General features: G+C 40.1%; 28 protein-coding genes and 1 tRNA gene. 25 read left to right on the forward strand and 4 right to left on the reverse strand.

The window, feature by feature from the left end; genetic code table 11:
• Position 1: 1 nt before the first annotated feature.
• Positions 2-445 (forward strand): phage tail tube protein, encoded by a 444-nt coding sequence (locus BA70_RS01760; RefSeq protein ID WP_034317337.1) that lies wholly within the window; start codon positions 2-4, stop codon positions 443-445.
• Between the two features lie 253 nt (positions 446-698).
• Here the strand turns inward: BA70_RS01760 and BA70_RS19895 are convergent, their stop codons facing one another.
• Positions 699-788 (reverse strand): putative holin-like toxin, encoded by a 90-nt coding sequence (locus BA70_RS19895; RefSeq protein ID WP_149865335.1) that lies wholly within the window; start codon positions 786-788, stop codon positions 699-701.
• Positions 789-940: 152 nt separating this feature from the next.
• Between BA70_RS19895 and BA70_RS01765 the strand changes: the two genes are divergently transcribed.
• From BA70_RS01765 to BA70_RS01860, 21 genes are all read left to right on the forward strand, one after another.
• Entirely contained in the window at positions 941-1381 is a 441-nt protein-coding gene (locus BA70_RS01765; RefSeq protein ID WP_008344099.1) for a phage tail assembly chaperone, read from the forward strand.
• A 41-nt stretch (positions 1382-1422) separates the two neighbouring features.
• Complete coding sequence (locus BA70_RS19900; RefSeq protein WP_008344097.1) at positions 1423-1560, forward strand: hypothetical protein; 138 nt, start codon at positions 1423-1425, stop codon at positions 1558-1560.
• Positions 1561-5829, forward strand: coding sequence for a transglycosylase SLT domain-containing protein (locus BA70_RS01770; RefSeq protein WP_239646606.1), 4269 nt, complete (start codon positions 1561-1563; stop codon positions 5827-5829).
• The gene (locus tag BA70_RS01775; RefSeq protein ID WP_034317341.1) at positions 5822-6490 is read left to right on the forward strand and encodes a LysM peptidoglycan-binding domain-containing protein; all 669 of its coding nucleotides are present in this window, start codon (positions 5822-5824) and stop codon (positions 6488-6490) included. Before BA70_RS01770 ends, BA70_RS01775 begins: the two co-directional genes overlap by 8 nt.
• An 11-nt stretch (positions 6491-6501) precedes the next feature.
• Positions 6502-7512: an XkdQ/YqbQ family protein gene (locus BA70_RS01780; RefSeq protein ID WP_034317344.1), complete on the forward strand. Its 1011-nt coding sequence runs from the start codon at positions 6502-6504 to the stop codon at positions 7510-7512.
• Positions 7509-7775, forward strand: a complete 267-nt coding sequence (locus tag BA70_RS01785; protein WP_034317347.1) for a DUF2577 family protein — start codon at positions 7509-7511, stop codon at positions 7773-7775. Before BA70_RS01780 ends, BA70_RS01785 begins: the two co-directional genes overlap by 4 nt.
• 14 nt (positions 7776-7789) lie before the next feature.
• The gene (locus BA70_RS01790; protein ID WP_034317349.1) at positions 7790-8212 is read left to right on the forward strand and encodes a DUF2634 domain-containing protein; all 423 of its coding nucleotides are present in this window, start codon (positions 7790-7792) and stop codon (positions 8210-8212) included.
• Complete coding sequence (locus BA70_RS01795; protein WP_034317351.1) at positions 8205-9254, forward strand: baseplate J/gp47 family protein; 1050 nt, start codon at positions 8205-8207, stop codon at positions 9252-9254. Before BA70_RS01790 ends, BA70_RS01795 begins: the two co-directional genes overlap by 8 nt.
• A complete protein-coding gene (locus BA70_RS01800; protein WP_034317354.1) occupies positions 9238-10161 on the forward strand; it encodes a YmfQ family protein in 924 nt (307 codons plus the stop codon). Before BA70_RS01795 ends, BA70_RS01800 begins: the two co-directional genes overlap by 17 nt.
• Positions 10162-10172: 11 nt before the next feature.
• Positions 10173-10556: a phage tail-collar fiber domain-containing protein gene (locus BA70_RS01805; RefSeq protein ID WP_034317356.1), complete on the forward strand. Its 384-nt coding sequence runs from the start codon at positions 10173-10175 to the stop codon at positions 10554-10556.
• Between the two features lie 14 nt (positions 10557-10570).
• A complete protein-coding gene (locus BA70_RS01810) occupies positions 10571-11449 on the forward strand; it encodes a hypothetical protein (RefSeq protein ID WP_034317357.1) in 879 nt (292 codons plus the stop codon).
• Between the two features lie 10 nt (positions 11450-11459).
• On the forward strand, positions 11460-11789 hold the full coding sequence (locus BA70_RS01815; RefSeq protein WP_034317359.1) for an XkdW family protein: 330 nt from the start codon (positions 11460-11462) through the stop codon (positions 11787-11789).
• Complete coding sequence (locus tag BA70_RS01820; RefSeq protein ID WP_034317361.1) at positions 11786-11959, forward strand: phage portal protein; 174 nt, start codon at positions 11786-11788, stop codon at positions 11957-11959. Before BA70_RS01815 ends, BA70_RS01820 begins: the two co-directional genes overlap by 4 nt.
• Positions 11960-11967: 8 nt before the next feature.
• Entirely contained in the window at positions 11968-13095 is a 1128-nt protein-coding gene (locus BA70_RS01825; protein ID WP_034317363.1) for a pyocin knob domain-containing protein, read from the forward strand.
• 48 nt (positions 13096-13143) lie between these two features.
• Entirely contained in the window at positions 13144-14628 is a 1485-nt protein-coding gene (locus tag BA70_RS01830; RefSeq protein ID WP_239646607.1) for a hypothetical protein, read from the forward strand.
• Positions 14629-14705: 77 nt separating this feature from the next.
• Positions 14706-14918, forward strand: coding sequence for a BhlA/UviB family holin-like peptide (locus BA70_RS01835; RefSeq protein WP_034317366.1), 213 nt, complete (start codon positions 14706-14708; stop codon positions 14916-14918).
• An 11-nt stretch (positions 14919-14929) separates the two neighbouring features.
• Complete coding sequence (locus BA70_RS01840) at positions 14930-15193, forward strand: phage holin (RefSeq protein ID WP_034317371.1); 264 nt, start codon at positions 14930-14932, stop codon at positions 15191-15193.
• Between the two features lie 62 nt (positions 15194-15255).
• The gene (locus BA70_RS01845) at positions 15256-16326 is read left to right on the forward strand and encodes an acyltransferase family protein (protein WP_034317373.1); all 1071 of its coding nucleotides are present in this window, start codon (positions 15256-15258) and stop codon (positions 16324-16326) included.
• Between the two features lie 52 nt (positions 16327-16378).
• Complete coding sequence (locus BA70_RS01850; RefSeq protein WP_034317375.1) at positions 16379-17203, forward strand: M15 family metallopeptidase; 825 nt, start codon at positions 16379-16381, stop codon at positions 17201-17203.
• Positions 17204-17323: 120 nt separating this feature from the next.
• Positions 17324-17512, forward strand: coding sequence for a hypothetical protein (locus tag BA70_RS01855; protein ID WP_034317377.1), 189 nt, complete (start codon positions 17324-17326; stop codon positions 17510-17512).
• A gap of 305 nt (positions 17513-17817) precedes the next feature.
• Complete coding sequence (locus BA70_RS01860; RefSeq protein WP_034317378.1) at positions 17818-18042, forward strand: hypothetical protein; 225 nt, start codon at positions 17818-17820, stop codon at positions 18040-18042.
• Between the two features lie 129 nt (positions 18043-18171).
• On the opposite strand, the gene BA70_RS01865 is transcribed toward BA70_RS01860, so the two are convergent.
• Both BA70_RS01865 and cudC read right to left on the reverse strand, forming a co-directional pair.
• Positions 18172-18244: transfer RNA gene (locus tag BA70_RS01865), tRNA-Ala, on the reverse strand.
• A gap of 72 nt (positions 18245-18316) precedes the next feature.
• The gene (gene cudC, locus BA70_RS01870; RefSeq protein ID WP_034317379.1) at positions 18317-18874 is read right to left on the reverse strand and encodes a choline uptake/conversion transcriptional regulator CudC; all 558 of its coding nucleotides are present in this window, start codon (positions 18872-18874) and stop codon (positions 18317-18319) included.
• Between the two features lie 206 nt (positions 18875-19080).
• Here cudC and betB point away from each other — a divergent pair, with 206 nt between their 5' ends.
• Both betB and BA70_RS01880 read left to right on the forward strand, forming a co-directional pair.
• Positions 19081-20550, forward strand: coding sequence for a betaine-aldehyde dehydrogenase (gene betB / locus BA70_RS01875; RefSeq protein WP_034317380.1), 1470 nt, complete (start codon positions 19081-19083; stop codon positions 20548-20550).
• Between the two features lie 27 nt (positions 20551-20577).
• Positions 20578-21786 (forward strand): iron-containing alcohol dehydrogenase, encoded by a 1209-nt coding sequence (locus BA70_RS01880; RefSeq protein WP_034317381.1) that lies wholly within the window; start codon positions 20578-20580, stop codon positions 21784-21786.
• Positions 21787-21826: 40 nt separating this feature from the next.
• Here BA70_RS01880 and BA70_RS01885 read toward each other — a convergent pair whose 3' ends face one another.
• Positions 21827-22306 (reverse strand): DinB family protein, encoded by a 480-nt coding sequence (locus BA70_RS01885; protein WP_034317384.1) that lies wholly within the window; start codon positions 22304-22306, stop codon positions 21827-21829.
• 204 nt (positions 22307-22510) lie between these two features.
• On the opposite strand from BA70_RS01885, the gene BA70_RS01890 reads away from it, so the two are divergent.
• Positions 22511-23041 carry an NfeD family membrane protein gene (locus BA70_RS01890; RefSeq protein ID WP_034317386.1) on the forward strand — a complete coding sequence of 177 codons (531 nt, stop codon included), beginning with the start codon at positions 22511-22513 and terminating at the stop codon, positions 23039-23041.
• Position 23042 lies beyond the last annotated feature (1 nt).

Genomic DNA, 23042 nt, shown 5'->3' on the forward strand with positions numbered 1-23042 from the left:
GATGGCTTTTAAAGCGCAAAATACAATTTCAGGTAAAGAAGGTCGTCTTTTCTTAGAAGGTGAAGAGCTAGCATTTATCAAAACCTTCGAAGCAAACGTGGAGAAAAACAAATCGGAAGTCAACGTCATGGGCCGCCGAATGACTGGTCATAAAACAACCGGTGCAAACGGAACAGGAACTGCGACGTTCTATAAAGTCACTTCACGTTTCGTTCAACTAATGCTCAACTATGTGAAAAAAGGGGAAGATCCTTATTTCACTCTTCAAGCTGTGCTTGAAGATAAATCATCTGGCCGAGGCACAGAGCGTGTGACATTATTTGATGTCAACTTTGACTCAGCTAAAATTGCTGGACTGGATGTCGATTCAGAGGCACTTGAAGAAGAAGTTCCTTTCACATTCGAGGACTTTGACCTGCCTGAAAAGCTAAAGAATTCTTTCTAATAGGTTATGTGAATTCGCTAAGTAACATTGGCAGATTGAAAAAGGAATGTGTTATAATGCAGTTAGAATGCTCAAAGCATTCCAAAAACAGAAGATGATGTTTACATGCAGAGTGATTTGCATATAATAAAAAGAAGCCAGGATGTTGGCGCATCCCGGCAATGTACAATGAGGCCCTTCAAGGGGCTGACTAATCGAATAGGATGTTCAGGATAGACTTTCCCTTTTACCTACCAAAGCTCAAGGGGGGAGTCTATTTTTTGTCTATATACGTCAACAGGGCAATGATAAATGACCCGAATGCAAGCTTTAACATCAGTGCTTGAAATGTTGACATGAGCATCACCCCCTTCCTATCGGGGATGAGCCAGACGCCCTTGAGCAAGCCGTTCAATTGTACAATTTAGATTATACATGAAAAAATTGGAAAGTACATTCAAAAAATGGATGTGCTTTTTTGCATTCAAAAAAACAAACCAAAGGGAGTTTTTAAACATGAGCGAAAAACAAACATTTGATCTTTCATTTTTTATGCCAGGACAAACAGTAGAAGCAGAAGAAGTCAAAGTACCGATTTCCAAGCGTTTTGTTGATAAAAAAGGGAATGTCATTCCTTTTGTCTTTAAAGCCATTACAACTGAACGGATTGATGAACTTGAAAAAGAAAACACAACCTTCAAAAATGTCAAAGGCAGAGGACGTGTGAAGGACTTAGACAGTCAGCGCTTCTACGCACGTATTGCGATTGAATCGACGATTTACCCAGATTTCCGCTCAAAGGAATTAAGAGAAGCCTACAGCACACAAGATCCAGTTGAAGTCGCAAAACGTGTTTTATCTGTCGGCGGTGAATACGCAAACTGGTTAAACAAAGCCATTGAAATCAACGGGTTTGAAGACGAAATTGAAGATTTAGAAGACGCAGCAAAAAACTAATAAAAGATGGGGATAAAGAAGCCGTATTTTTATATTACGCCATGCACGAGCTTCACTATTCCCCATCTGAACTTCTTGATTTATACGAAGCACCAAGACAATTCAAAGCGTTCCTATTCGGACTCATCAGCTACAAGCTAGACATGCTAGAAAAAGAAGCAAAGAAAGGAGGGAAATAATTGGCGAAACTCACAGCACGGTTTGAATTAGAAGACAAAGTATCGAAGAAACTTATGCGCATTCAAAAACGATTTCAAACGTTTGAGAAGCAGCTCAAACCATTTAGAAAACCTGTGAAAATAAACCTGGATATAGATGACAAGAAATTAAGAAACTTCAGTTTATCGCTTCGGAAAATGTCAGTGATTTCCATGAGACTGGATCAAGGAATCTATCGTGATCTAAAAGCATTAAACAATCAGTTAAATATGCTCCCAAATCATCTGGTCATATCCATTCAAGCCAAGGGGCTGGATGTCATTAAATCCAGCATAGATCGTTTGAAACAAGTGGGGACAAGTCCCATTATGCTGACGTTTAAACTAAACGATCAATTGTCAGGGAAAATGTCATCAATCAAAAAAACAATCCTTCAGCTCATGAACAGAACCTACTATATGAGATTAAACATGGTTGACCAAGCCACCGCTGCAATTCAACGAATCAAAAAGACACTCAAAAGCTTGACGATGTCTAAACACGAAATCAGAGTATCTGTTCAAGACAATGCAAAAAGTAAGTTGAAAAAACGAGATCAAGCAGAGTCGGTTGTGAAAGAAAAGAAAATAAAAAAGAAACCTAATGCAACAGCTGCTACGAAAAAGAATGAAAACAAGCAGAGCTGGCTGGGGAATTTGGGAAACAAGGCATTAAAAGAGATTGAAAAATATGCAGGTGATGTTTCAGATAAATTGAAGGAAAAATTAAGTCCTAGAAACTTTTGGGACAATAAGGCGCTACCTTGGATTGAAACAAAAATCGACGAATACAAGCAAGAAGTAATCGGACGAATTAGTGAGAAGATTAAAATCAACCCTGAGGAGTATCTAGATAAATGGGTGAACAAAGGATTAGATTGGATCCTTGGTCCGAAAAATCAAACAAATGACTCGGGGGGATCTAATAATAATGCTTCATCAGGGCAGCCGGGTAACCAAAACTTAGACCAAACGCAAAATGAAAAAGGTTTATTTAGAGTAAGCTGCTGTTCTTGCTGTGCAAAAGGTTTAAATCCAACGGGAACTGCCCGAACAGAAAATAGAAATGGACCCAAAAACCAACCGAATAATCCAACAGGAACTTCGAGGGTGGAAAAGAATAGAAAGCCTCCAACTAAATTAGGTGGTCTAACCAAAAAAATTCCAGGTGTTATGGCTATCGCCGGACTCGCTGGGATATTCAAAGATACCGATAAGCTAAAAGGCTTAGGAGATACATTTGAAAATTTAGGTAAAGGAGCAGGTAAATTATTAAAAAAAGTACCCATACTTGGGCCCTTGCTTAGTGCTACAGAATTAATTGGAACAACAAAAGAAAATGTAGGCGAAAAAGTAGGAGGATTCGGCGGGGGCGTTGCTGGTGGTATGGGTGGTGCCGCGATAGGAACAATGATTGCACCAGGTATTGGAACAGCAATCGGCGGAATCTTAGGTAGTATTTTAGGTGAAAGCTTAGGAAAATGGATCGGTAAAATGTTTGATGATGGAACCATGAAGAAAAAATGGGATGACATTGTCAAAGGTGCTGAAAATGCAGTTAAGTGGATTAAAGATATCTGGAACAAAGTTTCGAGCTGGATCAATAATAATGTTTTAATTCCTATTACATCGTTCTTCGGTGAGACATGGAATTGGATCACTGAAAAATGGGGACAGCTTTCTTCTTGGTTCATGGAAAAAGTTTGGCTGCCTATTTATAATTTTTCAGTCCCGATTATCAATTTTGTAGTTGGTGTATTTGATGTTGCTTGGACAATTATCAAAAATATTTGGGCAGTAGCATCTAAATGGTTCATGGATTATGTTTGGGAACCATTTGGCCAATATGCGGTAGAAGCAATTGGTTGGGTATGGAATAAACTTGTTGACACATGGAATTGGATTCAGGAAACATGGGGTGTATTCTCTGAATGGTTTTTAACAAATGTTTGGGACCCATTCGGTCAATATGCGATAGAAGCAATTGGGTGGGTATGGAATAAACTTGTTGAAACGTGGAACTGGATTCAGGAGACATGGAGTGTATTCTCTGAATGGTTTAATGAATACGTTTGGACGCCTTTTAAAACATATGCAATACCTGCAATTATGTTTATATGGAATCTGTTTCAAAATACATGGAACTGGATTCAAGAAAAATGGGGGGCATTCTCTGAGTGGTTTAATGAATACGTTTGGACGCCGTTTAAGACATATGCCCTGCCAGCCATTACATTTGTGTGGAATTTGTTTCAAAATACATGGAACTGGATTAAAACTACCTGGGAGAAAGTTTCAACTTGGTTTGATGAAAATGTATGGCAACCCTATCAAAAATATGCCAAGCCAGCAATTGAATTCGTGTGGGAAAAATTTAAAGAAGCATGGGAAACGATCAAGGGTATCTGGAAAAAAGTGAGTGCATGGTTCGAAGAGAAAGTATTTAATCCTTTGAAAGATCATGCTAAAACTTTAAGAGAAACATGGGAAGGTATCTTTGGCGTTGTAGGAAATGTATTTGATACAGCTAAAAAAATTGGTGGGAATTTTCTTAATATCTTTATTAAAAAAGGCGAAGAAAAAACAGGACTTAAGAAGAAAGAAAAAGCAGCAAATAACGCCACCGGTGGTTATATCACAAAGCCAACACTTTCATGGATAGGAGAAGCGGGGAAAGAATTTGTCATTCCAACTCAAAATAACCGAGGACGAGGAAAGATGCTGCTTGCACAAGCTGCTTCTCAACTTGGAATGTCTGTTGTGCCAAGCGGAGTGGCAGGAAATCAAGTGTCAAGCTCTCCAGCTCCTACAGCTGTAGCTTCATCATCTTCTGTCGGTTCAATAGGCGGATCGGTCTCAATGGATGGGAACATTCAAGCCTCCGGCATAGGCGAGCAATTTAATAACGATTTTGAACAAGGGTTAAATCAAAAAGTGGTCTCTCTTGATCAATGGAAGCAAAAAAATATTCAGCAGCCATTTAATCAATTGACATCAGATTCAGGAAAGTACGGACAACAAACGGTTTCTGCATTTGCGACTGGCCAGCAAATGACACCAACAGGAACAGACAGCTTTTTGCAAAGTCGTGTAACAGCACCATACCAACAAGTGATGATAGCATCACCAACTTGGGGTACTGGAACGGTTAGTGGTTTTGCAACAGGTCAAAATGCTACATCAACTGGCACAAACCAATACGTAGATCAACATATCAAACAACCTTTCCTGCAAGCCAAACAAGAATCAGCAGGCTGGGGCTCAGGAATGATCGACGCCTTTAACAGCGGCATGCGTTCAAAAGCAAGTGAAGTCACACAAGCCGCCAAAGAAATGGCGAAGAAAGTAGAGCAGGCGTTTAGAGAAGAATTAGACATTCATTCTCCTTCACGCGTCATGATGAGCTTGGGGAAATTTGCATCGATCGGTGTCGTCAAAGGACTCGACTCAGTTGATGTCAAAAAATTTGCTGAAAATCAGGCTGGTTCATTAATCGGAGCCTTCAGCGGTATGGGGGCTTCAGGTCTTAGTGTTCAGCAATGGCTCATGGCAGCTCTAATGGCAACTGGCACATCTATGAACTGGCTTCCAGGTCTTATGACCATCGCACAGCATGAATCGAATGGAAATCCGAGAGCAATCAACTTATGGGATTCCAACGCTAAAAAGGGAACGCCTTCTAAAGGCTTAATGCAAACCATTGGACCGACGTTTAACTCCAATAAAGGCAAGGGCATGAATGATATTTGGAACCCGATTCATAATGCCGTAGCCGCCATTAACTACATTAAGGGCAGATATGGAACAGTCTTCAACACGCCGGGATTACGGAGTATGAGAAGAGGCGGTCCTTATAAAGGCTACGCAAATGGCGGACTGATTACTCAGGAGCAGGTAGCTAGAGTCGGTGAAGGAAACAAACGCGAATGGATTATTCCTGAAGAAAGAGGCATTCGCGGCAGGTATTTATTGACGCAGGCAGCCAAGGCACTTGGGATGCAAGTATATGATCCATCAAATGCATCTGCTCCTTTACCAGAATCACAGATGCAGCAAGTGACCTCAGCTCAGTCAGCTGGTCATCCAACATCGTCAGGTACTAAACAAATCATGATTCAATTCAATGGAGATCAGCATTTCCATAATGGACAAGACCAACAATCGCTTGTCGAAAAAATGAGACAAATGCTCGTAGACGAACTGGAAGTAGAGCTTCATACAGGAACGAAGGGAGTCGTGATCGATGGGTAAATCAGTGTATCAATTATGGGTTTCCCAAGGGAAGGACAAGTTGCGATTCCCTGTCCTTCCATCTGAACTTGAAATCACTAATAACGTACAAAATGAAACGGTGAAGGTCACCTCTTTTGGAGAACTGACCTTTATTGATGTACCATCGGCTAAACAAGTATCATTCACATCATTATTTCCTAAGAAATATTCGCCGATTGCTGAATATAAAAGCATTCCATCACCAGAGAATGCGATAGCGAAAATTGAACGAATGATGCGTTCGAAAAAGTCTGTGCGATTGATTGTTACAGGAACAAAGATCAATATGACGTGCAGCATTGAAAGCTTCACCCACAAGGAAGGGTCATATGATATTGGAGATCGTGAATTTACGATCGAGTTAAAGGAATATAAAACTGCGTCGCCTAGGAAAATCAAACGAAAGAAAAAAGCAAAACAAACCAAAAAGAAAAGGCCATCAAAAACACCACCAAAATTGTACACCGTCAAAAAAGGTGATACTTTGTGGGCCATTTCAGGCCGATTTTATGGTGACAGTACGAAATGGCGGCGTATTTGGAATGCCAATAAAGCAGCGATGATTAAACGAAGTAAACGCAATATTAAGCAGCCGGGGTATTGGATTTTCCCTGGGCAAAAATTAAAAATACCACAATAGGGGGGCTGGCATTGATTGAGCTTTTTGCCATCAGAAGCGGCACCATGTATGAGCTTGTCACAGAGAGTGTGACACTTCAGGGGCAAAGGTATCAAGCCCCTCGCTCTATTCAGGCAAATATTATCACAAAGCAAGGCAGTCAAACGTATTACCGTGTCTCAGAAGGAGACACGGTTCTTTTTAAATGGAAAGGAAAAGAGCTGTTCAGAGGCATCGTTTTTTCCCGGACGCCGGTTGAAGGGAAGTTGACCCTTACCGCATACGATATGCTTCAATATTTGGTGAAAAACCAAGATGTTTATGTTTTTTCTAATCAAAGAGCAGATCAAATCTTGAGGCGGATTGGGACTGACTTTCAAATTCCAATGACCTCCATCGCAAATACAGGACATGTCGTGAAGTCTCTTGTTTTTAAAAATGATACGAGTTTGTATGACATCATTCTGAAAGCATTAAAAGAAACAAAGCGGCAAACCGGCAGAAACTATCAAATTTATTCTGCTAAAGGCAAGATGGGGCTGAGAGCTTGGCCAGATCCAGAGGACGTATGGGTCATTGAATCAGGCGTCAATCTCATCGGTTATCAGTACAGCACCTCCATTGAAGAGACAGCAACACGTGTGAAGATGCGCACGTCTGTAGATGAACAGGGGAAGAATAAGAAAAAAGGCAGCAAATCAGATCTTGTGGTGATCGAACAGGATAAAGCAGGTCAGAGTAAATACGGCATTTTACAGCATGTTGAGACGGTAACAGGTCAAATCAACCAGCCGCAGCTTCAAAAAAGAGCCAAAGTACGGCTAGCAGAGAAAAAAGGTGTCAAACAAGAAGTGAAAAGCATACAAGCGCTAGGAATTCCCGAACTGCAAAGCGGTCTCCCAATCTATTTGAAAATCCCTGAAATCAACGTAAAAAAAACCTACTGGATCGATCAAGACAAACATGAATTCAATGGAGTGAAACACACCATGACCATTGACGTCGTCGAGAAAAATTCCATGCCAAAGGGTGATCAAGCGTGAGATTAAGTGAAGCGATTAAACAATTGGCTGTTAATGCAGTAGACGCAGCCTCTCCAATTGATCTTGTCATTGGAGAAGTCACGGCGGTTTCCCCACTCAATATCCGATTAAATGAAAATAGTAAGCTGATCATTCCCCAAGAACTACTTATTTGGCCGAAACGCTTAAATAAGGGTGAGGATGATGAACTAAAGGCGGGAGACAGTATTATGGTGCTCGCAATGGCAGGGGGACAGTCCTTCTACATCATCGACAAATTATAAGGGAGGTGATGAACGTGGCACTTTCACCAGAGGAAGAAATCGAGGAAACAGAAGAAGACGAAGAGGTGGAACCCTCAACGACGTATCGCATAGATTTTGAACATGGCAGGCTGACAAACGAAACCATTTCAGGCATAGACGCGATCCGGCAATTCATTTATATGACATTGCGGACAGAGCGTTATGCACATCCTATCTACAGTCACGACATTGGCACTGAAATCCAGGAGCTTTTAACGGACACAGAAGCAACGGATGAATACAAAGAAATGGAGATTCCAAGGTTGCTAGAAGAAGCACTGATCGTTGATGAGCGGATTGATCATATTGAAGAGATAGAGGTCACGAAGCAAAATGACTCGTTTCAAGTCAATCTAGCCATTGTCACAGATGAAGGCACATTAGAAATAGAGGAGGTGATGGAGGGTGATGTTTGAGGAGCAAACGTATGAAGCATTGATGGAAAGAATGCTGGACAGGCTGCCAGATGACATAGATAAAAGAGAAAACAGCGTCATTTGGAATGCCTTGGCACCTGCTGCCGCTGAACTGGCACAGTCCTATATTTGGCTTGATCAAGTATTCGAGCTTGTTTTTGCAGATACAGCACAGGGGGAATTTTTAGATCGACGGGCTGCTGAAGTCGGTATTGAAAGAAAGCCAGCCACCAGAGCGGTTTGGTCAGCATCCATTCAGCCGGAGAACATCAACATCCCAGATGGCTCACGTTTTTTTATTGAAGACGTTTATTTCCAATATTCAAAGGATGGCACGCTGGAATGTGAGACACCTGGTACAGACGGAAATGGCCAATTAACAGGTCAGCCGCTGCTATCCCTTGATACGATCCCAGGACTTGAATCGATGACCATGAAAGAACTGGTGATACCAGGGCAAGAGGAAGAAGATGACGCTTCTTTATATGAGCGATACTTAATACGCGCAAGACGAGAGGCTGTCAGTGCCAACAGAGCGCATTATAAAAAGTGGGCTGAGGAAGTGACCGGTGTTGGCAGAGCGAAAGTGTTCCCGCTTTGGAACGGAGAAGGAACGGTCAAAATTGTTATCACAGACGGCAATCTAGATGTAGCATCAGACCTTCTTGTCAAAAGGGTACAGGAATATATCGATCCTGTGCCAGGCGAAGGGGAAGGACAGGCGCCTATAGGTTCCAAAGCAACCGTTGAAAGCGCTAAGTGGCTGGATATTGACATAGAAGTGGCTGTTGAACTTCAAATGGACTGGACTCTTGAAGGAGCGCAAAAAGAAATAGAAGAAAAGGTCAAAGCGCTATTAAAATCCATCGCATTTGAAAAGAGTACGATTCGAATGTCTGCATTAAACGATATTTTGTACCATTCAGAAAGCGTGTCAGATTATGCAAACGTCTTACTGAACGGTGAATCGAAAAACTTAGTATTACAGGACATTGAGATTCCGCGTCTTAGGCAGGTGAAGGTTATTGAGCAAACAGGATGAAATGAAAAATTACTTGCCGCCATATTTTACAGACATTTATGAAGTGGATCATTTACTCAAGACAGAAGCACCTGAATTTGAGCAATTGGACGAATCCATTTTCGACTTAACGGATCAGTTCTTTCCTTTAACAGCGACATGGGGATTGAATAGATGGGAAAGAATGCTGAAGGTGCAGCGGGAATCAGATGATTCAATTGAACTGCGCAGGGCACGCTTACTCAATATGATGTCAAATATTCCGCCGATCACGTATCTTTCATTAGAGAAATCAGTGAATCGATTTCTCAAGAACCCAAGTGCTATCATCCGTCTCACAGCCAATCGTTATCATTTCGCCTTACGTGTGAACCTAGATGACCTGCAAAACACGAGATATATTGTAGAAATTCTTGAAACGTTAAAGCCTGCTCACTTGGCTTATACGTTCACGGCTTTTCATCATACTGATGTACATGAAAAAAATGATCATTACCAGCGGCTCACACTGCGAAGCAGAGTGGGTTTTTTCGATCATATTCCGATTTTACTCAATGGTGAATTTGTATTAAATGGTACGTTCTATCTCAGCGGAACACGAGGTGCAACGGATGTGCCTGCTCGTTTTCGGCATTCGTTGCAGATGAGATTGCCGCTTCAACATAAGTCAGAAACAACATATCGTTTGAATTATGTCATGACTGGAGCAGCACATGAAACGAAGCAAGCAGCGGCACTAATTTTACGCACAAAGAACCAGCTGCCGCATCACTCCAAGAAGAAAATGACGTTCCGCCTGCCAGTTCATGTTCAAAATGAACAGGGCGCAAGCTTACTGATCAAGGATCATTACTGGATTCTCGATGGATCCGTTCCGCTTGATGGATCAAAAATGCTAGCAGCAACTTCTAAAAAAATAGAGCTATAAGGAGGATCACAATGGCTGATCAATTAACCGTAACCACATTATATGCACGTCAACAAATGGCAAAGGCAAGAGCAGAAGGAACAAAACTCACAAAAGTCGTTAAAATGGCATTTGGAAATGGGGGAACTAAGGATGGAAAACCGATCTCTCTTGACGGCACTGAACAAAAACTCAAAAAAGAACTAGTCCAAAAAAATATTGATTCGTTTGCCTTCATGGAACCAGCAAAAATCCGCTACACCTGCACGATCGCCGAAGGAGAACTTGCAGGAGAAGTCATCAATGAATTAGCTCTTGTCGACGAAGCCGGCAAATTCACCGCCATCCGCACCATGACAGACAAACAAAAAGACGGCGACATCGAATTCGTTTTTGAGATTGATGATATTTATTAATGGAGGGAAAAGAAGTGGACATCAAAGCACCTTCACCATTTGTCACATCTGATAAAGCTCATGCTAATTTGTTTAATCGGATGGTCGACACACTTGTTGAGAATGACAATGCGCTTAGTAGACAAATAGCAGGAATTACGAATGAAAGCTTATTCAAGTTAACAGGAGATCAAGCCATTCAAGATGCATCAGTCAGCGGCGAGGAATATCCAATAGGCATTACGTTTATGGATATTGGCCAAGCCAATGACACGGGATATCCGACGAGATACGGATTTGTGAAAAATGAAAAATATAGTAACTTTCGATTTGTTCAATACTACTATGGGACTGGAAACGAAGCCGGCAGTTATTTTGATAGCACAGGCACTTGGTGCCGGCATTGGTGGACCGGGTCTGGCTGGACCGAATGGCAAAAAATCTCTGGCTTTCTTCATACGAACATTGGTACAACTGGTAAGCAGTTGCTTAATAATGCTGAGCGACAAAAAATCCTTTTTAATCGAAAAATAAAAGATAGTCACAATAATTTTGATATAAAAAATAGTCGTTTTATTTGTCCGGAAAACGGAATGTACCTAGTAAACGCTGGAGTCTATATTGAGACGGTTCAAATGTATGCAAATTTTGAGCTGTCTATCTTTTTAAATGGTAAAAATTATAAAAATATATCTCATTATAGACATCTCCCTGCCACACCCTCTGAAACTGCAAAACTTGATATAGGTTTATATGGGGCTGCGAATGTGCCAGCGAATAAAGGAGATTACGTTGAAATTTACATGTATATAGGCTATGCGGGAAATTCCGATCGTTATATATCTGATAATTCAGGCTGGTACAACTATTTCGATATTACGGAATTAGGCGGACGAAACTTTCCGAGAGTGTAGGAGGATTCTAATGATTTTATATGAAGCCATTAAATATAAATACCCCGATGCGGACCCGCAAAAGGATTTTGAATTAAGAAATGACGGTGCTGGTTCGTATATAGACGAGTGGCATCTAGATGTGCCAAAGCCAACGGCAGAAGAATTGAAACAATGGTGGGAAAAATCTCAAATCAACCCAAGGTATCAACCACCCCTTCCACTAGATTATCTAGCACAAGAAGTAGCCAAAGAAAAGCTGATGAGAAAACAGCTTGAACAGCAATGTGACCTTTTAACAAACGAACTAGAGGCGCTAAAAAATGAGATCCTTTTATTTAAAGGAGAGAGTGAAACATGAATTATTGGGTAATAGCATTATATTTTCAATGGGTGACACCTGGATTGGTCAAACAAGCAGTTGAACTAGGTGATTGTTCAATGGAAGATCTAAATGAAGGATATGAGCAAAGGATGCTCACTTTAGAGCAGCTGCAAGAAATTGAACCAAGCATCAAAGCAAGGGAGTGAAAACAATAATGGAAATAAAAGAACCAATACCTTTTGAGGTGAATGATAAAGCGCATGCCGATTTGTTCAATGACATGGTCAAAGTACTACTTGAAAATGATACTGGATTATTAGAACAGCTCTTAAAACATACAAATGATGCGAGAGCACATGCATCTGAAACAGAAAAGAAGAAATGGAATGATTCCCAGAGTTATAAGATCACAGCTGATAGTGGAAGCCAGCTCATCAATGTGCCAGCCGGCGGAAGAATATTTGATGCGATAAAAGATAAAGGAACGTGTACATTTTATGCAGCTGCGGGTGTGGAGGATGCTCCTGCCCCACCGAAAGTCTCAATAAGAGGTATGCAGACGGTAGGGGAGGAGAATAGTGGGTCCGGTTTTGCGATTGATAGTTCAGGTAGTGCATATTTTTTCTACTATCATGCCGGACACACATCGATTACATGGACAATGCTGCCTACAGAAAGCGATAGGAACAGGTGGGATAACGGTCAATTAGCAAAAATCACACAAGATAATGGAAAGCCCTTTTATCATGGATTTGCTAGCGAGACAGACTATAATACCCTTACTCAGACAGGAATGTATCTCATATATAACTCTGGGATAAATGGTCCATCATCCTTTAATCGAGTGTTTTTATTGGTCATGAGTTATGGCAGTACATTAATACAAATAGCCTACGAATCTGTTTATGGGAAGAACACATACTTTAGAGTTCTTAAACACAATGCAGAATCATGGACACCATGGGAGAAGCAAATCACGCTATCAGATCTATTAGATGGCTCTTGGGAAATACCTAAAGAGATTAAAAACGATTGGATGGAATATGACCCTATTAATATGCCAGTAAAATATCGCAAGAATCTCTTAGGGGAAGTCGAGATAGTAGGTGCTGTAAAAGGTGGGATTTTAGGAAATAAGCCCGTGTTTATTTTGCCTAAAGAATATTGTCCGAAGCAGGCGATCTATTTTGTAGGAGTCGCTTCAAGTATAGGAACTTCAGGTGTTCCTCAATTCCACCGTACGTTAATAGATAAAGAGGGAAATGTATGTGTACAATCATCTTCAAATAACGCCAATCCCACTGAGTTTATTACATTCGGTTTTAAGTTCAGCGCAAGGTGAAGCTAATAAAACTAATATTTAGAACTGAAATATAAAAGGAGAATGATCATGGAGATAAAGACACCTCGTTCTTTTAAAGTCAGTGACAAAGCCCACGCAGATCTGTTTAATGACATGATTAAGGTTATTCTTGAGAATGATGTTGGACTATTAGATCAAATCAATCAACACAAAAATGATACAACATCTCATGCATCTGAAAAAGAAAAGCAGAAATGGAATCAATCTCAGTTATATAAAATGACAAATGATAACGGGTCCCAGTTGGTCAATATCCCAGTTGGCGGCAGTATTTATCAAGTGATTAAATCTTTAGGTGCCTGCTCGTTCTATGCCCCGGGAGGTTCTGGAGTAGTCGATTCTCCTGCTATAGGCAATGCAGCATTAAGGGGCTTTCAGCTAGTAGGTCAAAATAATATCGGCGTAGGAATCGCAATTGACACATCAGGTAATGCATTTTGTTTTTACTATCATGTGAATGACATTGCGATCAATTGGCTGCAAATGCCTACTCAAAACGAAAAAAACAAATGGGACGCAGGACAACTATCTAAAATTACTGCTGATGATGGAAAAGCTTACGAAAGAATTAATGCAAACGATCCTAGTATTTTAGATAAACTCATTAAATTACCGGGCGTGCACTCTTGGTATATTCATGAAGCACACCCTGACCTGCCGACAAGAAGTTCTATGAGGGCCTTATCAGTGTTTAGTGAAAACACATATGGATGGATAATGGGGGTAAATAATACAGGCGATGTGTACATCAATCGATCAACGACAGATGTTACCGGTACTCAGCAAGAATGGAGCGGATGGAAGAGGTTAAACGAGCACCCATTATTGAAAGCGAATGGAAATAGAATGCTTATTCCTACTGGTACAGATGTACTCACTTTGCCCTCTGGTTTTTATTATGTCTCTGGAACGAATGCAGTTAATATGCCATCAACGACCGATGCTTCGTGGTTTAATGTGGATATTATAGAAACAGGAAATAACCGAAAAACATTTCATGTGAGTCGAAGCTACGATAATAGCCATTGGTACGGAACTACTCATACAGATGGGGTTTTCAGGGGATGGAAACGTATATTAACTGTGGAGGATATGTCAAATACTTCTTTTGTTGATTCATATGATCAGAATAATTCTTCAGTTGTAGCCTTGGAAAATATTCCAACAAAACTGCTTTTTGGTGATACAAGGTCAGATGATTTAGGAGAATATGATCGTGCTCGGTCTGAAATCACTTTGAAAAATAGCGGGTTGTATTTAATAAGACTTTATTTAACTAGTACGAATATTCCGGTTGGATCAGATAGTATTATCTCATGCTACGTGAATGGATCAGAATATCAACGCTTTGGAAATTGGAATCCAGTTATTTCATCAAGTGTCTATGTGATGTTCCTTCAACAAAAATTTAAAGCAGGAGATAAGTTAACATTTTATATTACACCCAAAAGTACTGGCAGAACAATTACTATTGGAACAGCTTATGTTACCTTATCTCAATTGAGATGGTAATAAATAAGTTAAAATACAGACATTAAATAGATCAACTGAGAAATGTGGCTATCTATCTGGGAAAGAAGGTGATTCCAATGGAAGTGGATGTCGTTCAAAACTTAATGACACAAGGTCCATTTGCCGTTCTCTTTTGCTGGATTTTGTTTTATGTTCTCAATACAACAAAGGAACGAGAAAATAAGCTCAATGAGCAAATCGAGGCGCAAAATGAAGTGTTAGCAAAGTTTAGTGAGAAGTATGACGTCGTCATCGACAAACTCGATAAAATTGAACGGAATTTAAAATAGGGGGAAAACACATGAAATCATTCGACAAAGGCACTGTGATTCGCACAGTGCTTCTTTTTATTGCACTCATCAATCAAACGCTCGTCATGTTTGGACAAACAGTGCTGCCGATTAGTGAGGAACAAGTGCAAAGCGTAGGAGAGGCACTGTATGTGGCAGGCTCCACGATTTTCACTATGGTCACTGCCGTAATGGCTTGGTTTAAAAATAATTATGTGACTTACAAAGGGCACCTTCAAAAAGATGCCTTGAAACAAAGAGGATTAACAAAATAAAAGTATAGTTGCGCTGGCTTCCTTCTTCATATATCCTAAAATTGGAGTTGGAGGGAAGTCAGTTGTTAGAAAAGGATTTAAAGTTAAGTAATATAAAGGGTTTGTTGATTTTTTTAGTAGTTTTTGGACACTTAATAGAACTCAATAAACAGAATTATTATCAGCTTTTTGTGTTTATTTACGCTTTTCATATGCCGCTTTTTATTTTCATCAGTGGCTACCTAGCTAAAAGATTTAAATTAAGTAAAATAATAAACCTTTTTCTTTTGTACATTATATTTCAGACGTTTTTTGATTGGTTTCTCTATTTTATAGGAGAGTATAAAACCTTATCATTCCATTACGGCAAGCCACAATTTCACTTGTGGTACATCGTGAGTATGATTTTTTGGTATTTACTAGCTTGGGGTTTATCGAAACTAAGATTAAGTTTAATAGGGAAATTAAGTATCTTTTTTATTATATTCATTGTCAGTTTTATTTCACGACAGTACACGGGTGTGGTTGCAGATATAGTTAAAGATTTTTATCCAAATTTCACTTCTTACACTCTTAGTTATCAAAGAACAATTTCATTTGCACCATTCTTCTTTGCTGGGTTTTTTATGACAAAAGAAAACTTGCATGCTGTTTATAAATTAATAAAACCTTCACTAGCAAAGGTTTTATTAATTGTCACTGGGACGCTAACGATACTTTTTATTGAATACACACCAAACTTAGAATGGCTTTTCCGTGGTAGCTTCGGAATAAAGAGATTTTTAGCAAATGATGAAAGCTATATGCTTAAAATACTTCTTCATTACCTCTTGTCAGCTTGGATATGTTTACTGATCCTTATCTCAGTAAATAGCAAGAAGAGCATTCTGACAAAGTGGGGTGATTATTCACTAGGAATTTTCTTGTTTCATCCTGTTTTTGTGTTCTTAATAAGGAGAACTGAATTTATGAATGAATGGAGCGGAGATACTCAACTTATTTTGTATTTCGCATTTACATTTGTAATTGTTAGCATTTTAGGCTCAAATTTTTTTGCGGCAGTCAGTTGGTTCATCACATCTCCGTTCAATACTATTAAAAAACTAACATCATTATTTACACCAAAATCGGAAGAAAAAAGTGCAAATTTCTAGGTCCCTTAACAGGGACTTTTTTATGCTCAATAAACTTAAAAGGAGGATGGAGATGGCAGAACAAATTGAATTGCAAACTCTTATAGACCGTTCCATTAGAAATATGGGTTCTGACATTAACAGTGTTGTTAAAGAAAGTGCAATTGAGATGATCAAACAGGCATACAAAGAAGGCATCTTTGTTCAGATCACATCTGGTTATCGTTCGTTTGCAGAACAAAACAAGCTTTATGCTAAAGGGCGTACTTCTTCGGGGAATATTGTTACAAACGCCAAGGGCGGTCAATCAAATCACAACTATGGTTTAGCGATTGATTACGTTCTATTAAGTGCGGATGGGAAAAAAGCGCTTTGGACAGTTAACGAAAAATGGCGTAGGGTAGCCCAGATAGGGAAAGCACTAGGGTTTTCATGGGGGGGAGACTGGAAGAGCTTTAAAGATTACCCACACCTTGAAATGATGGGCAGTTTGACTTTATTGCAGCTTCAAGCGGGTAAGCGTCCTGTCTTGGTGTCATTTTTATCAAATAAAGTTTCTGCAAAGCCAATTAAGACAAAGCCAGTTCATAAATTATTAGCAAAGGGTACGATAAAATCCAAAACAAGTACATCTAAAAAGTCATACAACTTACCATCTGGTATTTTAAAAGTAACCACCCCCTTAACAAAAGGACCTCAAGTGACAGCGGTGCAAAAAGTATTATCATCCCTGTATTTTTATCCAGACAAAGGAGCAAAAAACAACGGAATTGACGGTTATTATGGACCAAAAACAGCAGATTCGGTCAAGCGATTCCAACTCATGAATGGCTTAGTTGCAGATGGGGTTTATGGACCAAAGACGAAGAACAAAATGGAACTATTGCAGAAAAAATGATAATCAATAATAAGCTATCGACAAGTGGAGAAATTTTTTACTTGTTGATAGCTAACAAAAAATGACAACATTTATGATAGAATGTAAAAAATTATAGAAACCATGATGAGGAGAGGAAAAATGAAAAAAGAACTATTTCAAGTGATATTTTTGTCAATACTCTTAACTTATTTCATTTATCACGGAATGACGAGTGATTTTCCAGTGTCATATACGATCATTCTTATTGTTGCTTATCTATCTGTGATCACATACCGCATCATGAAGATATTGAGACTAAGAAACAATAAAGAACGAACGGAATCTTAACAATTATATACATAAAAAACATCCTTGACCTTTCAAGAATGGTTATTAGTATGGAGCATAGCCGGATTGAATGCTGACTTTTACGCTGCGAGGGCCGATATATAGTTTAGTATCTTTTAATATCCGCTAGAGCGCTAGATTAGAATATTCAATTGGCTTTGAGTGATTTTCTCGCAATGCATGACGCTGGTTTGGACATCTGTTAAGACGCCATGAAAAGAGTGCTGAGAGTAGGGAAACTTTCTATAACGACAGCAAAGAGTATTTCATTTTTGGGTCATTGAATGTCGGGGGATTGTCAATATATGCTTAAATCAAAGTTAGTTGTTTGGACGTTTATCATTGTGACTGGGTTTTATATGCTCGTTAGTATCTGGAACATTTCTGTATTTCCAGATAAGACATGGGCAGATTATTTGAGACAGATGTTGCTTATTGTTTTTGGGAGTATCGTGAATGGTTTAATCGCTGCTTTTTTTATGTACGCAGCAGCTATGTTAGTGAAATATATTAATGGTGACAAAGCTTAAATCAGACAGGGAGATGTTGCCCTGTCTATTTTTTATGAGGGAATGTTACTTTTTTGTTTTTGGAAATACAAATACAAAAACCACTCTCGATAATCTCAAGAATGGCTCTGTATCAATGCTTATCATGTATGGAGCATAGCGGGATCGAACCGCTGACCTCTACGCTGCCAGCGTAGCGCTCTCCCAGCTGAGCTAATGCCCCGAAGTATGACGACATAACTTATTATAATCAATCCTCCTGTGAAATTCAAGCTGTAAAACGAAAACACGTCGTCTATTTTTCTTTCTGATCAATCGGTATATAGTCAAAGATTTCCCCGGAATGAACAGAGTGGGCTAATCGTCTGAGCCAGTCATAATAGGCTTTTGAGCTTTCAAGCTGTTCAAGCAGCTGCTGCGCCTCACCTCTCACATGTTCATCCACCTGATCATCACGAGCCACATCTTGAAGACGCTCTTGCGCTTCTTCAATCGCCGCTAAATTGACCTCGACCTCTCGTTCCCATTTTTGTGGGAAAAAGTTCATGAAAAACTTTAAAAAATCTTTCTCAGCAACAAAGCTGTGTTTTCTTCGGCCGCGGTGAAAGGTCTTTTTAACAATATTCATGTCTTGAAGTTTTTTCACACCTGTACTCATACTCGGCTTGCTCATTTGCAGCTCTTCACGCATTTCATCAAGCGTCATTTCCTCATTTAGATACATGGTCCCATATAGGATACCCGCACTTCTTGTAATGCCATAGAGATCCATTGTTTCAGCGATGGAATCAATGACTAGATCTTTAGCAGCTAAAATGCGCTCTTCTGCTTGTGTCTGTTCCTGCTTTTTCATCTTGTCCCTGCTTTCTATTAAGAGAATTCAATACGTTCAAAAAAATCTTTATGGACTATATGTTAACGAAAGAATGCAAAATGTCAAAATAAATAGAGCCTATCTCCCTTTGACAGAAAAATTTGAACATGTTAAGTTAATTATGTTCAAAACGTTAAATTTTTATTTAACAAACTTACCAAAGAGAATTAGAGGAGGTTCCTTCTATGAGTCAAACACTATTTATAGATGGACAATGGGTTGGCGCTAAGAGTGGCGACACAAGAGATATCATCAATCCATTTAATCAAGAAGTGATCGCGACAGTCAGTGAAGGATCAAGAAATGACACGCAGCTAGCCATCAAAGCAGCGAGAAAAGCCTTCGATCAAGGGGATTGGGCAAACCTGCCTGGACTTGAAAGAGGAAATATTGTATTTAAGATTGCTGAATTGATTAGACGAGACCTTGATGAATTAGCCAAATTAGAATCACTTGATACTGGTAAAACATTAGAAGAAAGCAAGGCGGATATGGATGATATTGCGAATGTGTTCCAATATTACGCAGGACTGGCTGATAAAGATGGCGGGGAAATCATCGCATCGCCAATTCCGAACTCAAAAAGTGAACTAGTCAGAGAGCCTGTCGGTGTATGCGGACAAATCACGCCTTGGAACTATCCATTGCTTCAAGCAAGCTGGAAAATCGCTCCTGCGCTTGCGGCGGGGAATACGATCGTCTTAAAGCCAAGTGAAATTACACCATTAACCACGATTAAAGTATTCAAGGTCATGGAAGAAGCTGGCGTACCAGCTGGTGTTGCAAACCTAGTGCTTGGACCTGGTGCAACTGTTGGAGATGAACTTGCTGTCAATGATCAAGTCGATTTAATTTCGTTTACAGGCGGTATTGAAACAGGCAAGAAAATCATGCAGGGAGCCAGTGGGAATGTGAAGAAAATTGCCCTTGAGCTCGGCGGGAAAAATCCGAATATTGTGTTTCAAGATGCTGATTTAGACGTAGCGGTTGACCAGGCAATGAATGCTGTATTTTTCCATGCAGGGCAAGTGTGTTCCGCAGGTTCACGCTTGTTAGTGGAAGAGTCCATTCATGATGAATTTTTAGAAGAACTGGTGAAGCGTACGAAAAAAATCAAGCTAGGCAACGGCTTTGATGAAGGAACGCAGAGCGGTCCGCTTATCTCAGCTGAGCATCGAGAAAAAGTAGAAAAATACGTCAGCATCGGTCTAGAAGAAGGCGCAAAATTAGAAACAGGCGGAAAACGTCCTGAAGCAGAGGAGCTTCAACATGGGTTCTTCTACTTGCCAACGATTTTCTCTGGCTGTACATCTGATATGCGAATTGTGCAGGAGGAAGTCTTTGGACCAGTACTCACTGTCGAATCCTTCCGTTCAGAGGAAGAAGTTATCGAGCTGGCAAATGATACGATTTATGGTTTAGCAGGAGCGGTATGGTCTTCAGATATCGCAAAAGCTGAAAGAGTCGCTCGTCAGCTAAGATTAGGCACTGTTTGGATCAATGACTTCCATCCTTATTTTGCTCAAGCACCATGGGGCGGGTATAAGCAATCAGGCCTTGGACGTGAATTAGGACGTACGGGCCTTGAAGAATATACGGAACTAAAACATTTATATCGAAATACAAAACCAGAAGCGGTTCATTGGTTTAAATAAATATCACTTATCTGGAGGAGATTCTATATGACTTTAAATATGAAAATTGAAAGCATGCAAAAATTCCATACGTTTGAAATTCCGACTGTCATCAAGCATGGCATTGGGGCAGTGAAACATGTTGGGGAAGAAGTGAAAGCATACGGCGTCTCGAAGGTATTGCTCGTAACAGACCCTGGTATTTATCAAGCGGGCGTTGTAGATCCAGTGATTGCTTCATTAAAAGAAGCGCAAATTGATGTTGTCCTCTTTAAAAAAGTAGAGCCAAATCCGCCAGTGCGTCTAGTGAATGAAGGGTCAGCATTATATGAAAAAGAAGGCTGTAATGGATTAGTTGCAGTAGGCGGCGGAAGCTCAATGGATACAGCGAAGGCCATCGGAGTAGAGGCCACTCATGAAGGCTCAGTTCTTGATTACGAAGCGGCAGAGGGGAAAAAACCGCTCGAAAATAGAATCCCTCCGTTAACGACCATTCCGACAACGGCTGGTACAGGTTCAGAGGTCACGCAGTGGGCAGTTATTACAGATGAAAAAAGGGAGTTCAAATTCAACACAGGTGGACCACTTATTGCAGCTCACCTAACAGTGATTGACCCAGAGCTTCATGTATCTATGCCGCCTCATGTGACGGCAATGACAGGAATTGATGCACTTGCGCACGCCATCGAATGCTATACGATGAAATTTGCTCAGCCCATTACGGATGCGGTGGCGCTCATGGCAATTGAATATGCTGCTCATTATATTCGCCGTGCCTTTGCTGATGGCGAGGACTTAGAAGCAAGATATGGCATGGCACAATCCGCGATGCTTGCAGGACTTTCCTATGGAAGCGAATCAGCTGGTGCAGCACATGCGATGAGTCAAACACTCGGAGGCATTATCCCTGTAGCTCATGGTCAGTGTGTAGCAGCGATGATGGGACCAGTGATGGAGTATAACTGGAAAGGATATCCAGAAAAATTCGCTCGAATTGCGCAAGCGTTCGGTATCGATACAAGCAGAATGTCAACAGAGGAAGCAGCAAAAGCAGCTGTGAACTGGATGTATGATTTAGTAGAAGACCTAGAAGTTCCTTCATTAGAAGAACAAGGTGTATCAAAAGATATGATTGACCGTTTATCTAAAGAAGCGATGAAAGATCCGCAAACAGTTGGAAATCCAAGAGATCTAAACGAAAAAGCATACAACTGGATTTATGCTCGTTGCTTTGATTTAACACCTAAAACGGTGTAACAATTAAAAAAGGCTCCCAAAAGGGAGTCTTTTTTATGTCTTATAATTGTTCTTTAATCTCGTTTATTTGATGAATATGGCGTTTTTCGTGCGCGCCGATAAAATCAAGATATTGCTTCAGTGATAACTCTTCAAACACAGGATGTGCAATCACACGTTTAAAATCATCCTCAGTAAACGTTGATAAAATTTGATTGAGCTGCTCACGTGCTGTATCAAGCTCATCTTTTAAATGTGTAGGCGTCACATGCTTACGCTCAGGTGCGACAATACTCGGCGCAGTGGCTTTTTTTGAACGATCCTCTGCCATTTCGACTGGTTTTGGCTCATATTCTTTGATCGGTGCTTTTTTTCCCTCGGCAGCTAGATGTTTTGCTGCAACTAAATCCATTTTCTTTAAATGATCTGCAACTTCTTGAATACTCCAAGTATCATCAGATAATTTTTTGTTTAATTGTTCTTCGTTCAACCCTTGCAGCTCCTGCCACAATTCTTGTCTTGCATCATGTAATAAACTCATTTTCATCACCTCAAGATCAAATTTTATCATACTAGTACATGACAATCATTCTTGAGCTATCGGAGAATTCCTTTGAAGAATTGTGATGAAATATGAAACCTTTACAAAAGTGGTTCGTATTACCTGTTAGAAGGAATACATTGGAGGTGAGTATGGTCTAAATGAAACAAAGGCTGTTCATTTCATGAAGAAAGGGTGAGGAAGATGGATGTGTTCGGGCTGCCTCTTCAGACGCTGTATTTATACATATTGATGATATCAGGAATCCTAACACTTGTTTTCGTCTTTTTCGGCGATGTATTTGAGGGATTGTTTGAAGCGATTCCTGTTCCATTTCTTCAACCGACATTGATCCTCGCATTTCTTACCTTTTTCTCGGCTGGAGGGTTTATCTCTGAAAAAACTGCAATCGTAGGAAGTGGGCTTGGAGCAGTATTATCTGCTATTCTCGCAGTGGTTCTTGTGACCTGTTTGAATGTATTTATCTTAGTCCCGCTTTCCTCTGCTGAAGAATCTCTCTCATATACGGAGGCCGATTTAAAAGGAAGAACTGGGGAGATCATTGTATCTGTTCCAAAAGACGGGTTTGGAGAAGTGCTGTTAATTAGTAATAGCGGGAAAATCTCAAAGCCAGCCGTCAGTTTCGACCAAGAGGAGATTCCATATGGAACCCGCGTGCTTGTTGTCGAAGTGAACAAAGGTGTTTTATCTGTCATACCAAATGAAGAAATCTAGG

The organism is Bacillus zhangzhouensis (genome assembly GCF_000715205.1).
Classification (GTDB): domain Bacteria; phylum Bacillota; class Bacilli; order Bacillales; family Bacillaceae; genus Bacillus; species Bacillus zhangzhouensis.